Here is a 14,295-nt window from a genome sequence, read left to right as displayed (position 1 = left end):
AAGGATGTATACGTTAAGAAGGGTTGTTTTAATAGATGATGATCAAGTAAATAACTTTGTTTGTGAGAGTATTATTAAAAATGAAAACTTCGCAGAAGAGGTAGTTAGCTTTGAATGGGCACAAGATGCACTTGAGTTTCTGAGAAGCACAGCAGAGCATGATCCAGCTAATTTTCCGGAGTTAATTTTTCTGGATATCAACATGCCAGGTATGGACGGCTGGACCTTTATACAGGAGTATCGGAAAATATCGGAATGCGCTACAAAAAAATGCAGCCTGTTTATGCTATCCTCTGCTGTAGACCGTAAAGATATTATCTGTGCGAAAAGCCATGACGAGGTTAGAGACTTTTTCTCAAAACCACTTTCTCCAGAAATACTCGCTATCATAAAAGAAGAATTCATCTTGCTTTAAAGAAAAGAAGAATTCATCTTGCTTTAAAGAAAAGAATCAGCCCTACAAGCTGATTCTTTTTTTATATACAGCACCATAACATTAGCCCCCTGTTAAACCTTTCTGTTGCTGTTGCCCATTATTTAAGAGCTGATTAACGGGCACAAAGTTTATTCCCCCCTCCCCAGGCAATATAGTTCGAGGATAATCCAGCTGCAGTATTGCCATTTTATAGTGGTACACCAAAAAACTATACCATTCCCAATTGCTGCTCCTGTGCAAGGTAACATGCACAGGAAGCTTTACAAGCATAATATTTAAATATTCTAAGGTTTCTATATTTAATATAGACAATCTAAAATGTTTGTTTATTTTAAATAAACCCATAACATTATATAAAGTAAGGGCGTAAAGCAAACTATCAACTATATGACTATACTAATATTGTTGATTTATCATTAGCGACGAAAGTCTTTTTAAACCCTTATCCTATGAAAAATTTATTTCTACTTATTGTTATTACAGTTATCTCAGCAACTAACGTATTTGCACAATACGGTGATTACACTCTAACTCGGGAGCAAGAGGCAAAATGTACAGAACTAACACGAGCCATGGTAAACGAGCTGAGGCTAAACGAAATGGAGTATATAAAATTAAAGGCATTAAACCGCGAGAAAATAGCTGCAGAAGATGCAACAAGAGAAAGCCTGAAAGATAATGTAGCAGCATTAGAGCTAAAGCTGCAGGAAATCGAAACAGACTTTGAGACGAAACTGACAGCTATACTTAATGCTAACCAATTGCAGGCATTTGCTGAGTATAAAAGAAAAAATACTGCCAGGCACATAGCAGTATCGGAAGTAGAGTAACCTGCCGCAGATAGTAAAGGCCAACCGCAAAGTAGGCCTTTACTGAAAGGCTACAAAAAAAGGGAGCTATTGAGGCTCCCTTTTTTTGTTTTACCTGCGGCTGTAATCCGCATCATCAGGTTCTTGTTTATCTTCACCAAAGGGTTGGTCACCGCTTCGTACCCCTGCTACATCGTCATCCATGCCTGTATCACTACCTTCAAATTCGAAACCAGGCCCTTGCGCAAACTCTTCTGTGCTGTTAGGGTTATTGCCGCCATAGCCGGTAGCCTCATTTCCACCGATATGCAGGTTTCCAAGCTTGTCTTTTTGCCCTGCACGTTCCGTGGTACCTCCTGGCCCCATATTGCGCTTCGCTGATGGATCTGGATGGTTGCCAAGCTTTACACGCTTGTTGTAGTCACTATTTATATTGTCAAGATCTTCGCGGTTCTTATCTTCTGTATTTGAAGCCATAGTTCTTAAGTTTAGTTACAGTTGTATATACGCTGCCCCTCTGATGGTGTTCAGAAAGTCAACCTATACTTAACATAATAAATAAACTAAAGTTAATTAGATGCTTCATTCAGTTGCCAGTTGTAAGTATAGTATCTAGTATTGTACTGGGGCGGAATCAGCATGGAAGTATACTTATTTATATAGGCGATAACAGAAGGCGCCTCTGCCAGGAAATCGGCCTCATACCATTTAAAAATTTCCGATACCTGAACCTGCTTTTGCTTAGGTAAGATCTTGATGAAATCTGGATTTTGTAAACTTTGCCTGGTCTGGCTTTCAAGTTGCTTTTCAACAAGCTTTGGAGTATAAGCTTTGTTTAACAGCGGCGGACAAGACTTAGCAGCACAAACCAGCGCAAAATGTATGCGGGCATCCTGATAAGGAGCACGTAGCTTCTTGTTTTCGAGTTCGTTCAGCGTAAGGCTCTCTCCTGCCACTCTAAATTTCTGCTTATCAAAAAAGCCGGCAACATCCATAACTGATTTAACAGGGTATTGCATCAAAACCTGCTTCAAAACCAACACATTATAAGCATTTATGTAAAACGCTTTTTTCTCGGAGCCGGAAGCGGCACTTAAGTTATATTGCGCTATCTGCTTAACCAGACCATCCAGTTTAGTTTCATCTCTTTGGAGGGCTTTATACTTTACCTGCCCATTAACTACATGCTGTTGCAGCAGCCGGCTAACACCGTCATAGAAATCTGCCTCTTGTTTGGTAATTCTCTTTTCCATAACTCTTACTCCTGCCTTCGCATAAAAAGGCAAAGCAGTAAACGCAAGCAGCATAGCCAGGAACAGTTTTTTATACATAGAATTAAATTTATTAGACAGCATGATGATAACAACAACAATACCGAACTGTTATATTTGCTAAAAATTAGCATTTATGGCACCTCTCGCCACATTAAATCGTTAATGCCATAGAATTAAACAGCACCTGCATGAAATTATCAAAAATCTACGACCCCAGAGAAATGAACTCCTACCAGTTTGTTGCCGCCACGGGGTTTGTGATGACCTTAGTAGCACACCTTGTACTGGTGCTGATTGGAAAACGAATTGAAGACTTTATGGCGCTTTATGCCTGCTGGACAATTTTCTTTACTCTTGGTGCCATTGCAAACTACAACAGCAAGCCAGGCGACCACGACCATCACCACCACCATTAATCAAACCCAATGCTGTAATAGCCTTTGTATTTTATGGCAAGTATAAAAGCAACCTTGCTACTTTAAAAAAGGCAGCAAGTGCTGATGGAATATGTCTGTCGCCTCTAAATGGGGAATATGGCCTACATTTGGCAACTCCACTAATTTTGCACCCGGTATGGCCTTAGCCGTAGAACGCCCTAACTGCGGGTACTGGCCGTGCGTTTTAAGCTTTTGCTTCTCCTCAATATACCCTTTACCTACTATAGTTCTGTCCTGTTGCCCTATTATAAGCAAAGTCGGTACCTTTAGCTTCTCAAATTCATAAACTACAGGTTGCTGGTAAATCATGGCGTAAGTTAAAGCGGCTACTTCAGCGACTTTAGCATAAGAAGTATGCCTTGTCTGGGCCCCAGGCACTTTTACCCACTCGTCGTAAGCAGGCTTCCAGGATGTGTAGTAGGTTTGATGGTATTTCCGGATTGATTCTTCTGTTGTTTTTTTCTCATTCTCCAGTAGCTGATCCAGCGTTTTGAAAGGAACAAACAAACGGTAATCCTCCAGCCCGATCGGGTTCTCAAGTACCAGTTTCGTCGTCGTTTCAGGATACATAAGTGCAAACCTGGTAGCCAGCATGCCTCCCATGGAGTGGCCCACTACAGCTATTTGCTGCACCCCTAACTGCTTTAACAGTTGCTGCGTGTTTTGCGCCAACTGATGAAAATTATAGTATACTTCCGGCTTATCAGACTTCCCAAAACCAACCTGGTCCGGCACAATTACCCTAAAACCATTTTTAGATAAGTAATCGATAGTTTGCCTCCAATAAGCCCCGAAAAAGTTTTTACCGTGCAGCAGCATTACGGCAGGGGCGTTGCTGCCGCCTTTACTGGCAGCTACATCCATGTATGCCATTTTAACCGGCTGCCCCTCAAGCGTTATTGTGATGTGCTTCACCTCATAAGGATATTGATAACCGTCCAACGTGGCATTAAGAGAGTCGGGTACCTGCGCAAACGCTACCGCAGGCAACAAGAAAAACTTCATGATAAGTATAAGTATAGTTTTAACAGGCTGCATAGCTACATTCTTAGTTTTACACTTAACTCATACGCAAAGTATAAAAAAAGCCCACAGAACTTCTGCAGGCTTTTTTGCATGTATTCCCTTAAATCAAATTACCTAACTAATATTTTCTTAGTGAAATAGCGCTTGCCTTGTGCTATCTGAAGGAAGTATAAACCTTTGCCAAATGGAGTGAGGTCTATCTGGCGGCTGTATGCTGTGTTTAAATTTTCTACTGTGTCCACAAACACTTCTTCCCCCTTGCTATCTATTACGCTAACTACAGTAGTTCCTTTATTTTCCGGTTCGAAGCGCAGGTTAAACCTACCGTCGTTCGGGTTAGGGTAATATTCCACGTTCTCCAATTTCAGTTCTTCCTTGGGTTTCGTTTCTACAGAAGCACCTGTTTTCTTAAGTGCCGCTACATCTTCTGCTGTCAGGTCCTGCACCGTAGCTTTTGTTACTACAATAGCGATAACTTTACCTGGCTCCAGGGTAAATTGCTGAAATGAATGTGCTTCTCCGGCCTCACCTAACCCGAAAACAGGCGCACTAGCTGTGCTATCGTTGGTTATGAGCTTATACATCACTTTCCCATTTGCCTTTAGCACCAGCGAATCAACGGTTAGGTTTTTGTCTCTCTTCCGGATATAGATGCGTTCAGCGTGCACAGGCCCTACATGCTTTATACTATCCCTGTGGCTAAACCATACCGATTTTAGTGTATCAGTATGCACCCGTAACACACCTTTAGGGTTTATTTTATCAAATGTATAAGTATGAATTCCGTCAGCTTTACCCAGCCTTTTATACATTACTGCACGCAGGCTATCCCCTTGAAGAGCTGCTATCTTACCATTCTTTAGCAATACATTAAGTAAGCTGTCGTTTTGCGAAGTTTTCAGATGGCTTATGTAAGCGGCGTGTTCTGCTTCAGTTAGTTTCCCATTCAGTTTATACACTTTCACATTTTTGCCGGTAGCTGCTTTTAAGCGGGTTGTGTCTGCAAACTTAAACGTTCTGTTACTTAGCTTCCGCAAGGCAGCTGTGTCTGCTTTTAAGCCTGAAAAGCTTGGCAGCGTCATGGTCATTTCGGTTATGGTGATAGTCGTATCTTTAACTGTTTCAACACCGTCTTTGGTCTCAATATACTTTATGTGGAGTTTCTTTTCGGCTTTGGGCGCCTCCTGCGCTACAATAGTATACAGGGGCAGCAAGGCGAGCAGCAGGCTAAGTATAAACCTGATAAAATTCTGAAGTGTAGTGATGTAGTCCATAGTACCTGATTTTCATTTTACATAATCAAAGGTACGCCCTTAAACTACCGGTTATGGTTAAGGCAACGTTAAAGTCTGTTAACGAAATGTTAAAGTTGAGACAAGCTAAACCTACTTTTCCAAATGTGAAGTATGCGTATATAAACCAATATATAGCAGCTACTTACAAACAAAGCATCAGACTTTGGAAAAGCGTTAAAGAAAAGTTAAAGTTCGGGCACATACCAATCTAAAAGTATAAATTTGTTTAGTGAGCAAGAATGTCATAATCGGAGTGCTGGTGCTGATGAGCATTTCCCTGCTGGGAGTAGTGGGGCTGCAGCTCTATTGGATAAACGATGCCATACAGGTAAAACAGGCAGAGTTTGACCGTAGCGTAAATGAGGCGCTGGCCCGGCTAGTAGAGAAGCTGGAAACACAGGAAGCTGCCAGCGTTGTGGCAAGCCAGATGGCAACGCTGCAACCCGATACCATAACAGCCGAAAAAACGCTGGCAAAAACCCCGCAAAAAGAAATAGCAGTTACCGCTAATCCAACTGAAAGTAAGGCTGCTACCCTAAAACCTGCTGCACGCACTTTACCTGCCACAGCTACTTACAACACTACAGGCAAACCGAAAGCATCAGCTAATACTGCACAGCAAACAACTGTTCAAAGTCTCACTTTTAAAAGAGATAGTAATGCGCCTGAAAATAGCGTGCATATATTCTTTAATGAACCGGATACAGCAAAAGTAAGGCAAGCTACAGGGAAAGTAACCGGTTTCAAAACTATAAGTGCTCCCGCAACTGCTAATCGTAACATAGCTTACTTCCAGCAAATTGCCAGCACCAAAGTTGATTCCCTGACGGCAGCCCAACTGCGCAGAAATGCTGTTTATACTTTAGGGCAATTAGCTGACACCTCCAATTTTATAAGGATAGACAGGGGCTCTGTAAAATTCTCCGTGGATACGCTACGCATCATTTCCTCTAAATTGGACAGTCTCCTGAAAAAAACAAGGCACAACAGCACCGGTCAGGCAGCAGGGATGGCTTCCGTCAGTATTAAAAACGACAGCATTTTCATTAGCAAAGGAGATAACAAGAGGCCTATTTATGTAAGTACCAACGCTGCCCCAAAGCATTTTAATTTCACCACTACCCCAGCAAAGTATAACAAAACCTATTACAGGGAAAGCTTCGGTACTGCAGCAATGCAGGAGGCTCAGGTGTTCGCAGCAAAAGCACCCAAGGCAAAAGACAGCTTAACTGCTGAAAAACAGCCGCAAAAGCCTGCTAAATTGCCTAACTCCAAAACCAACCCTTCCAACATCAGCAAAATTGAGGTAAAAAAAAGCAAGCTAAACGATGTAGTGCAGAAAATGGTGGTGGAGTACGTGGTAAAGGACGAGCCTTTGACAAACCGCCTGAACCTGCAAACACTACCCGTTCTACTTAAAACTGAGCTGGAAAACAAAGGCATCAGCATGGACTTTGGCTATTGGGTAGTGTCAGGTAAAAACGATACCGTTGCCTCCCATAACTTAAAACCACTAAAGCAAACAAGCCAGCCTAAGTATAAAGCCAGCCTGTTCCCGAACGATATTTTTGAGAAACCGGATTATCTGGGGGTATACTTTGCCGACAGCCGGGTGTATGCCCTTAAATCTTTGTGGGGAATGCTTTCTTTATCCGCGCTGTTTACGCTGGTTATCATCGCTACCTTTGGCACAACCATCCATATCATTTACAAGCAGAAAAAGCTATCGGAGATGAAGAACGACTTCATCAACAACATGACGCACGAGTTTAAAACACCGATTGCCACTATTTCGCTGGCCACCGACTCTATCGCTAACCCGAAAATTTACGAGCATCCCGAAAAGATAAAATACTATACCGGCATTATCAGTCAGGAAAACAAGCGCATGCATGCCCAGGTAGAGAATGTGTTGCAGATAGCCCAACTCGAGAAAAACGATTTTAAACTTAACTTTAAGCCAGTAGATGTACACCTGCTTATTGGCAAGGCAATTGAAAGCATACGGCTGCAGGTAGAAGAACGCAGGGGCCAGGTAACTATACAGCTTAACGCCCTGCAGCACGAACTGAGCACCGACGAAGTGCACCTGTTTAATGTGATCTGTAACCTGCTTGACAACGCAAACAAATACTCGCCCAATAACCCGGACATATGCCTGGTAACGCAAAATGTTGATGGCGGCTTGCTGATTGCCGTAGAAGACAAAGGCATGGGCATGAGTAAAGAAACGCAGCAACGCGTTTTCGATAAATTTTACAGGGTGCCCACAGGTAACCTGCACAATGTAAAAGGCTTTGGCCTGGGCTTAAGCTATGTTAAAGCCATAGTACAAGCGCACAAAGGCAATGTGCACCTCAAAAGTGAACCCGGCAAAGGTAGCCGCTTTGAGATATTCTTACCGATATGTTAGCTGATCGACATTGAACGCATTAGTTATGCCTGGGATTTGCCCTGCTAAATTATAAATGAGGTATGATACAACCAAAATTAAAGCACCATGAACATACTGCTTGCCGAAGACGATCCTAATTTTGGTATTGTGCTGCGCGATTACCTGGAGCTGCACGATTATAACGTAACGCTGTGCAAAGATGGTTGCCTGGGTATTACGGCCTTCCGGAAAGGCAAGTATGATCTGTGTATTCTGGATGTGATGATGCCGGAAAAGGACGGCTTTACCCTTGCCCGCGAAATAAAGAAGCTTAACCCGGAGGCTCCCATTATTTTTCTGACTGCAAAGGCCATGAAAGAAGACATGCTTGAAGGTTTTAGGATAGGTGCCGACGATTACATTACAAAGCCATTTGATTCGGAAGTACTGCTCTGTAAAATTAAGGCTGTACTTAACCGGAAGGCGCCGCTACAGGCAGAACAGAAAGAGCAGACACGCTTTACCATTGGTCGTTATACTTTTGAATCGAACCTGCGCATGCTGGCCATAAACGGAACAGAAGTAAGGCTATCACCAAAAGAGGTAGAGCTGCTGAAGATGCTTTGCCTGCACCTGAACGATGTATTACCCCGCGACCAGGCGCTGGAAAAGATATGGCACGAAGACACCTATTTTACTGCCCGAAGTATGGATGTATACATCGCCAAACTGCGCAAGAATCTAAAACAGGATCCTTCAGTAGAGATCATCAACATACATGGGCGCGGCTATAGGCTTTGTGTGCACAATAGTGTTATGATCTAGATTTTAGCTGTTTTATACTTTCATGAAGCCTGCGCCATGCAGGCTCTATACTTTACACCTGCACAACTGGGCGTGCTTCATTTTAAAACAATGTTTATACTTTAATTAATCAAGTATATTTTTAACTTAAATAAAGTTTATACTGGCTTATATATAGTTATTTCATATTATATTTATGGAATCAAAGCCTATATATTTCATTAACATGGTTGCACTAAAACGTTTAGCAGCATATAAGGCTTTGCATTAAACTTTAGCTATCCGGCTGTAATATAGAAAACTAACTTTTAGCCAATGAAAAAGATTTTACTATTCGCCTTAATTTGCTTTACGTTTGCAAGTTGCGGCCCAGAAATTTATCAAGCTGCTTCTTTTAAAGAAGTAAAGAACTCACATAAAATTGTGGCGATCATGCCGTTTGAGGTAACTATCGAGTCCAGGAGATTACCGAAAGGCGTTACTGCAGAAATGGTGCAAGACCAGCAGCGCGATTATGGTTACGGCATCCAAAGTGATGTGTATGGCTACTTGTTAAAGCAAATGAGCAAAGACAAGTATACTGTAAACTTCCAGGATGTAAGCAAAACGAACTCTATCCTGAGCAGCTACGGCATTAGCTACGAAGAACTTCGCCTGAAGTCTAAAGACGAAATATGCCAGTTGTTAGGGGTTGATGCAGTTGTATCAGGTAAAGCAACAATGTCTAAGCCGATGTCTGATGGTGCAGCTATTGCCGTAGGATTACTTGTTGGTGCATGGGGCTCTACAAACTCTGTAAACACCACTATCACCATACACGAAGGCAATGCCGGCGACTTAATGTGGAAGTATGATTATGCTGCATCGGGCAGCGTAGGCAGCAACAGACAATCGCTTACCAATGCTTTGATGCGTAACTCATCTAAGAAGTTCCCTTACAAGAAATCGTAATACCCTGCCAGGATAGCCTCTGATTGATTAAAGTATAAAGGGCCGCTAACAGTTGTGTTAGCGGCCCTTTATACTTTAAAACAACAGGCTGCAACCGTTGGTTGCAGCCTGCCATTAATCACCAAAACACAAATAATCTTTATTATTAGAAGGTAAAACCTACAGATGCCTTCACTACACGGTTATACGTTTCGAAGCTGTTGTTAGAGTCGATGGAGCTTAACCCGTAGTCGTAGCCTGCGCTTAAGTTAAGGCCGCTGGCAAATCTATATCCTACACCGCCTGTTACAGCAAAGTCAATCTCGCGGAAGCCGTTCTTTACATCCCACTCTTTGTTAAGGGCTTTAAAACCCAATGCTCCAGCCTCTGCCTGCACCTTGTTAGACAACAGGTAGGATACCTGCGGGCCACCATAAATATGGAACCCCTCTCCTACGTACACTTTCGCCAGCACCGGCAAATCCAGATACTCTGCTTTATTTGTCAGGGTAAGGTTGGTATTCAGAAAATCTATTTCTTCAATCGGAATTTTGCCTGTCAGGCGGGTACCTTTCTGTGAGTACTGCAAACCCGGCTCTATCTCGAAACCTGGAGCAAGCGGTATACTTACATAGCCCCCCACATGAAAACCTTCGCGCATCTTACGGCTTACAGAACCATCTGAAAGGTCGATTAAATTCTGGGCGCTGTTTACTGTTTCGCCTTGCCATTCTGCAAGGTTTACCCCGGCCTTAACGCCAAATCGGATAGGGTTTTGCTGCTGCGCATTTACTTTAGTGGCCGCAAAGCCCAGCACAACTGCGATAAGTAAAAATATCTTTTTCATGGTAGTAATCTTTAATGGTCTGTTCTGTTTAAATAAGCTGCGCTGCTTGCAATGGCACAATGGAAAAACCATGCCAAAAAAAATTGCTTACTTAAAAAAAGTTCAACCTTAAAACCATATATTACTGAATATCAAAATAATAAAACCAACGCAAGTATAAAATCAAGTTGAAAACAGCCGCCTTATACTTCGATAAGCCTCAAATCCATACCTTTGCAACTGCAACAGAATAGCCAATAAGTAATGAAGGATAAAACGCAGGTACGCCTGAAGCAGCTGGCGGTACACAGGGTGGGAAATAAATCGAAGGAAGAAGGCGTAGTGATTTCTAAAGAGCTGGTTGACCTGCGCGATGAGCAGCTGTCGGACCTGTTGCTTAACTATTTTCTGACGCCGTTTAAGCAGGAGGAGTTTTTCAGGTTTACCCATACTTCAGACCTGGCCCTGAACGAAATGTTTGCCTATGCCGCACTAATTTTCACGGAGCCAAGTAAATTCCACGAGTATTCTGTACACATCCTCCATCACCTGTACGAGCAGTCAGATCATCCGAAAGTAAAAAGCGGCGAGTTATACGTGGTGCACTTTTCCGGGTGCCTGATGGAAGACGATTTCGTGGATGCAGTAGGTATTTTTAAATCAGAGAACAAAGACACGTTTCTTACTTTTCAGGACGAGGGGGATGATTTAAATGTGAACTACCATGCCGGCGTGAACCTGAAAGGCGTTGACAAGGGTTGCCTGATCTTCAACACAGAGGCCGAAGATGGTTTCAGGGTAAAACTGGTAGATGCCAATGGATACGATGCAGCTTTCTGGAAAGAAGATTTCCTGAACGTAACGGAGCTAAAAGACACAAACTTTAACACCAAAGCAGTTCTGAACCTCTGCAAGGATTTCTCTGAAGAGGTGTTTGCCCAGAAAGAAAGTAAGAAAGCGCAGGTTGAGTTTATTAGCCGCTCTGTTGACTATTTCTCTAAAAGCGAGACTTTTGACCTGGAGGAGTTTACCAGCAGCGTAATTGATGAGCCGGAAGCCAAGGAACGCTTTCTGAATTACAGCCAGGCATATGCAGAAGAGCGCGATATTGAAGGTTTCACGGACTTTGCCATCAACAAAAACACCGTAAAAAACATGAAGCGCAAATTCCGGAACTTTATAAAGCTAGACACGCAAATAGAGATTAAGTTTAGTGGTTACAACCCGGAACAAAGCGAGCAGTTTGTAGAGCGTGGATTTGACCAGGAGCGCGGCATGCATTTTTACAAGGTATACTTTTACAACGAGAGCTAGCGTTTACCAGAAACTATAACAAAACTGCCGGTGTTCAAATAATCCTTGATCTAAAGTATAAACAGGAACGATACTTGCTCTGAGGAGCATATAGAAATTAGCCACATAGTATGAAAAGAATAATTGTAGCCGTTTTATTTGCTTTTGCAGGAAGCCTTGCCAACGCACAAACACCTGCCGTGCAAAAGGCACCTACTGAGCAAGCGCTGGAGCAGCGCGCCACCGATATTACAGCCAGCATGGCTAAGCACCTGCGCCTCACGCCTGAGCAGACAGTAAAGATAAAAGCCATCAACTTGAATGGCATGAAACAGGTGGAAGAGGCAAAAGTAAAGTATAAAGACGACCCGCGTATGGTGGTGAAGCAAATTGATATTATCAGCCAGACCAGATTGTCTCAGATTAAAGATGTGCTTACGCCGATGCAGTTCCAGCAGTACCAGGATCGGCGCGAAGAAAAAATGGGTGTGCCTAAAGAGGCTAAAAGTAACCCGTCAGCAAGGCAGCAAGGCCCCATGAGCCAGCAAAGCAGTTACTAACACGCATCACCATAAAGCACGAAAGCAGGATCAGGTCCTGCTTTCGTGCTTTATGGGTTTATACTTTTAAGCGGCGCCAGCAGCATCTACCTGTTGCAGCGTTATCTTGTTTTCTGCAGCACCTGCCTCTGTTGTTATATCCTGCTTATGCTTTTGTTGGTTTGCACGCTGGTGTTCGGTAACAATTGCTCCCGGCGGTTTAAACAGTATCCCCCACACCTCCTTTAGTGATTTGGCATGTTTTAAATCTGCCCAGATATCCACCCACTCATGAAACACAAGGTAGATAGGGTTAAAAGATTTAACAGGCGTGGTTAAGCCATAGGTTGGATGCTCCTCTTCCTTCTGAAAGGTACAAAACAACCTGTCCCAGAAGATAAACGTGGAACCGTAGTTTTTATCGATGTACTTTACGTTGGAGCCATGATGAACCCGGTGGTGCGATGGCGTAACGAAGATATACTCGATGGGTGCCGGTAATTTTTTAACAAGCTCGGTGTGCACAAAAAACTGGTAAAGCACGGCTATCTGGTGGCAGATAAAAAATGTAAACGGATCAAGCCCAATGAAGGGCACAGGCAGAAAAAACACGAACTTTAACTGCTGCGTCCAGCCGGTACGGAAGGAAACCGAGAAATTCATTTTTTCGGAGGAGTGATGCGTTACGTGGGTAGCCCACCAAAACCGCTGCTCGTGCGAGATACGGTGTGCCCAGTAGCGGCAAAAATCCACGGCAAGAAAACATATAATAAATCCCCACCAGACACGTGGTATAGCCCAGGGCACTATATTATACACCACCATAGCCACGGCAAACAACCAGATTTTAAGTGCGCCACTTAACACAGTATTGACTGCGCCAATCGTAAGCGCTGCCATAAAATCTTTCTTATCGTAATAATCCCTTTTATTGTACAGCCCTACCAGCCACTCCACTACCACCGATAGTATAATAATCGGCGCTGCATAGTGTAAAAGGGTAAGGTCATCTAATCCTCGTAACTGTTCAAGCGTAATCGTCTCTTTTTCCATAGGCTAAGGGTAGGTAATGTTGCTTTTATAGCTATATCAACGCACATAAGCGAACAGGGTTAACATAAGCAGGCATGTTGCCTGCCTCAGAAATGATGTATAAATTACCTTAATAGCCTAAAGAATATAGCTTTACACAACAGGCAATTACGAATAAGTGGCACCTAATTTGTTAATTTTTATACATTTGCAGATTAAATGAACGCCCTATGAACATCAAGAAGAAAGTTAAAGTAACCTTACCTAACCAAGGCTCTCGTTTTGCCGGCCTCGATATTTTTGTAAAAGCTGCTGAAAAGGAAAAATGGACAGAACAAGAAGTGCAGTATGTAATTGATGAGGTGGTAGAAGCGCCAGATGATGCAGAAGGCTTTAAAGTTTTAGGTTATTATACAGCTTAACCAGCCGCAGGTATAGCCTTTACAGGCGCATTTTACGCTTATAGATACTAATGCATTGCCTGCGGAAGCAAAAACGATCAGATCAATCCTAACAATTTAACTTACTTATGTCGGGAAGGCTTAGGGCTGCTTTTGTTGTGGCTATACTCTTGTTTGGTTGTGAAAACAGCGTGCTGGATCCTACAACAGAAGCAACTGGCAAAGTTGTTGACCATATTACAAACCAGCCTCTTGAGGGTGCAACAGTAACATTGTCTGAAAATGATGACGTGTTACTGGGTGGGGCACGCGTAATCGCGGAGCAGAAAACCGATGCTGCTGGCAATTTTAAGTTTAAATTTGAATGGAAAGAAAGCCCTTACAAACTAAGGGTAGCGAAGGAAAACTATACGTACACTCACATAGAGTATAACGAAAGATTCGAGAACCTGCCTCCCATTGTCTCGGATTACCAGATTATGGAGAGCCTGAAAAAGAAGCAGGACTTTGTTTTTGACATGGAGCCAGTTGGTAGCCTTGTTTTAAATATTACCAACGCAGATGCCAACCCCACCGACAAGCTAACGATAAAGTTTGAGAACGTAAATAAGCGTGTACCTGTGGTGGGCCCACAAGTGTATGCAGGCAATAGTATAAGCGGATATAGTGTTGGCGCCTACGCCATCGCTAATAAATATGTGCGCTATTCGTATACGATAGAGGCTAGCGGCACAAGCCTGACTAAAGTTGATTCTATTTTCATAAAGCATGTTGAGCCAACACAACTGCATATAACCTATTAAAGAAAAGAGCAGCCTG

General features: G+C 42.9%; 16 protein-coding genes. 10 read left to right on the top strand and 6 right to left on the bottom strand.

Features of this window, described 5'->3' with window-relative positions; translation table 11 throughout:
* Window positions 1–4: 4 nt before the first annotated feature.
* Complete coding sequence (locus Q1A23_RS05250; RefSeq protein WP_299820518.1) at window positions 5–415, top strand: response regulator; 411 nt, start codon at window positions 5–7, stop codon at window positions 413–415.
* Window positions 416–885: 470 nt separating this feature from the next.
* The gene (locus Q1A23_RS05245; RefSeq protein ID WP_299820516.1) at window positions 886–1,266 is read left to right on the top strand and encodes a hypothetical protein; all 381 of its coding nucleotides are present in this window, start codon (window positions 886–888) and stop codon (window positions 1,264–1,266) included.
* 90 nt (window positions 1,267–1,356) lie between these two features.
* Here Q1A23_RS05245 and Q1A23_RS05240 read toward each other — a convergent pair whose 3' ends face one another.
* Both Q1A23_RS05240 and Q1A23_RS05235 read right to left on the bottom strand, forming a co-directional pair.
* Window positions 1,357–1,722 (bottom strand): hypothetical protein, encoded by a 366-nt coding sequence (locus tag Q1A23_RS05240; protein WP_299820513.1) that lies wholly within the window; start codon window positions 1,720–1,722, stop codon window positions 1,357–1,359.
* Window positions 1,723–1,814: 92 nt separating this feature from the next.
* Window positions 1,815–2,498, bottom strand: coding sequence for a DUF547 domain-containing protein (locus Q1A23_RS05235; protein WP_299820510.1), 684 nt, complete (start codon window positions 2,496–2,498; stop codon window positions 1,815–1,817).
* A 209-nt stretch (window positions 2,499–2,707) separates the two neighbouring features.
* Here Q1A23_RS05235 and Q1A23_RS05230 point away from each other — a divergent pair, with 209 nt between their 5' ends.
* Window positions 2,708–2,935 carry a hypothetical protein gene (locus Q1A23_RS05230; protein WP_299820507.1) on the top strand — a complete coding sequence of 76 codons (228 nt, stop codon included), beginning with the start codon at window positions 2,708–2,710 and terminating at the stop codon, window positions 2,933–2,935.
* 57 nt (window positions 2,936–2,992) lie between these two features.
* Here Q1A23_RS05230 and Q1A23_RS05225 read toward each other — a convergent pair whose 3' ends face one another.
* A complete protein-coding gene (locus tag Q1A23_RS05225; protein ID WP_299820504.1) occupies window positions 2,993–3,994 on the bottom strand; it encodes an alpha/beta hydrolase in 1,002 nt (333 codons plus the stop codon).
* A 98-nt stretch (window positions 3,995–4,092) separates the two neighbouring features.
* Window positions 4,093–5,256 carry a T9SS type A sorting domain-containing protein gene (locus Q1A23_RS05220; protein ID WP_299820501.1) on the bottom strand — a complete coding sequence of 388 codons (1,164 nt, stop codon included), beginning with the start codon at window positions 5,254–5,256 and terminating at the stop codon, window positions 4,093–4,095.
* 250 nt (window positions 5,257–5,506) lie between these two features.
* Between Q1A23_RS05220 and Q1A23_RS05215 the strand changes: the two genes are divergently transcribed.
* The 3 genes from Q1A23_RS05215 to Q1A23_RS05205 all read left to right on the top strand — a co-directional run bounded on the left by Q1A23_RS05215 (window position 5,507) and on the right by Q1A23_RS05205 (window position 9,406).
* Window positions 5,507–7,690, top strand: coding sequence for a HAMP domain-containing sensor histidine kinase (locus Q1A23_RS05215; protein WP_299820498.1), 2,184 nt, complete (start codon window positions 5,507–5,509; stop codon window positions 7,688–7,690).
* An 87-nt stretch (window positions 7,691–7,777) separates the two neighbouring features.
* Window positions 7,778–8,476: a response regulator transcription factor gene (locus Q1A23_RS05210; RefSeq protein ID WP_299820495.1), complete on the top strand. Its 699-nt coding sequence runs from the start codon at window positions 7,778–7,780 to the stop codon at window positions 8,474–8,476.
* A gap of 294 nt (window positions 8,477–8,770) precedes the next feature.
* On the top strand, window positions 8,771–9,406 hold the full coding sequence (locus Q1A23_RS05205) for a hypothetical protein (RefSeq protein WP_299820492.1): 636 nt from the start codon (window positions 8,771–8,773) through the stop codon (window positions 9,404–9,406).
* Window positions 9,407–9,551: 145 nt separating this feature from the next.
* On the opposite strand, the gene Q1A23_RS05200 is transcribed toward Q1A23_RS05205, so the two are convergent.
* On the bottom strand, window positions 9,552–10,232 hold the full coding sequence (locus Q1A23_RS05200) for a porin family protein (RefSeq protein ID WP_299820489.1): 681 nt from the start codon (window positions 10,230–10,232) through the stop codon (window positions 9,552–9,554).
* A 243-nt stretch (window positions 10,233–10,475) separates the two neighbouring features.
* On the opposite strand from Q1A23_RS05200, the gene Q1A23_RS05195 reads away from it, so the two are divergent.
* Window positions 10,476–11,525, top strand: a complete 1,050-nt coding sequence (locus tag Q1A23_RS05195; RefSeq protein ID WP_299820486.1) for a nucleoid-associated protein — start codon at window positions 10,476–10,478, stop codon at window positions 11,523–11,525.
* Window positions 11,526–11,635: 110 nt separating this feature from the next.
* The gene (locus tag Q1A23_RS05190; RefSeq protein ID WP_299820484.1) at window positions 11,636–12,064 is read left to right on the top strand and encodes a hypothetical protein; all 429 of its coding nucleotides are present in this window, start codon (window positions 11,636–11,638) and stop codon (window positions 12,062–12,064) included.
* Between the two features lie 66 nt (window positions 12,065–12,130).
* Here the strand turns inward: Q1A23_RS05190 and Q1A23_RS05185 are convergent, their stop codons facing one another.
* A complete protein-coding gene (locus tag Q1A23_RS05185; protein ID WP_299820481.1) occupies window positions 12,131–13,096 on the bottom strand; it encodes a sterol desaturase family protein in 966 nt (321 codons plus the stop codon).
* 209 nt (window positions 13,097–13,305) lie between these two features.
* Between Q1A23_RS05185 and Q1A23_RS05180 the strand changes: the two genes are divergently transcribed.
* Both Q1A23_RS05180 and Q1A23_RS05175 read left to right on the top strand, forming a co-directional pair.
* The gene (locus Q1A23_RS05180; RefSeq protein WP_299820478.1) at window positions 13,306–13,497 is read left to right on the top strand and encodes a hypothetical protein; all 192 of its coding nucleotides are present in this window, start codon (window positions 13,306–13,308) and stop codon (window positions 13,495–13,497) included.
* A 107-nt stretch (window positions 13,498–13,604) separates the two neighbouring features.
* Window positions 13,605–14,279, top strand: coding sequence for a hypothetical protein (locus tag Q1A23_RS05175; RefSeq protein WP_299820475.1), 675 nt, complete (start codon window positions 13,605–13,607; stop codon window positions 14,277–14,279).
* Window positions 14,280–14,295 lie beyond the last annotated feature (16 nt).

Source organism: uncultured Pontibacter sp. (assembly GCF_947492645.1).
GTDB lineage: Bacteria > Bacteroidota > Bacteroidia > Cytophagales > Hymenobacteraceae > Pontibacter.
The sequence above is the reverse complement of the archived record's forward strand: the minus strand, read 5'-3'. Positions and strand labels throughout refer to the sequence as shown.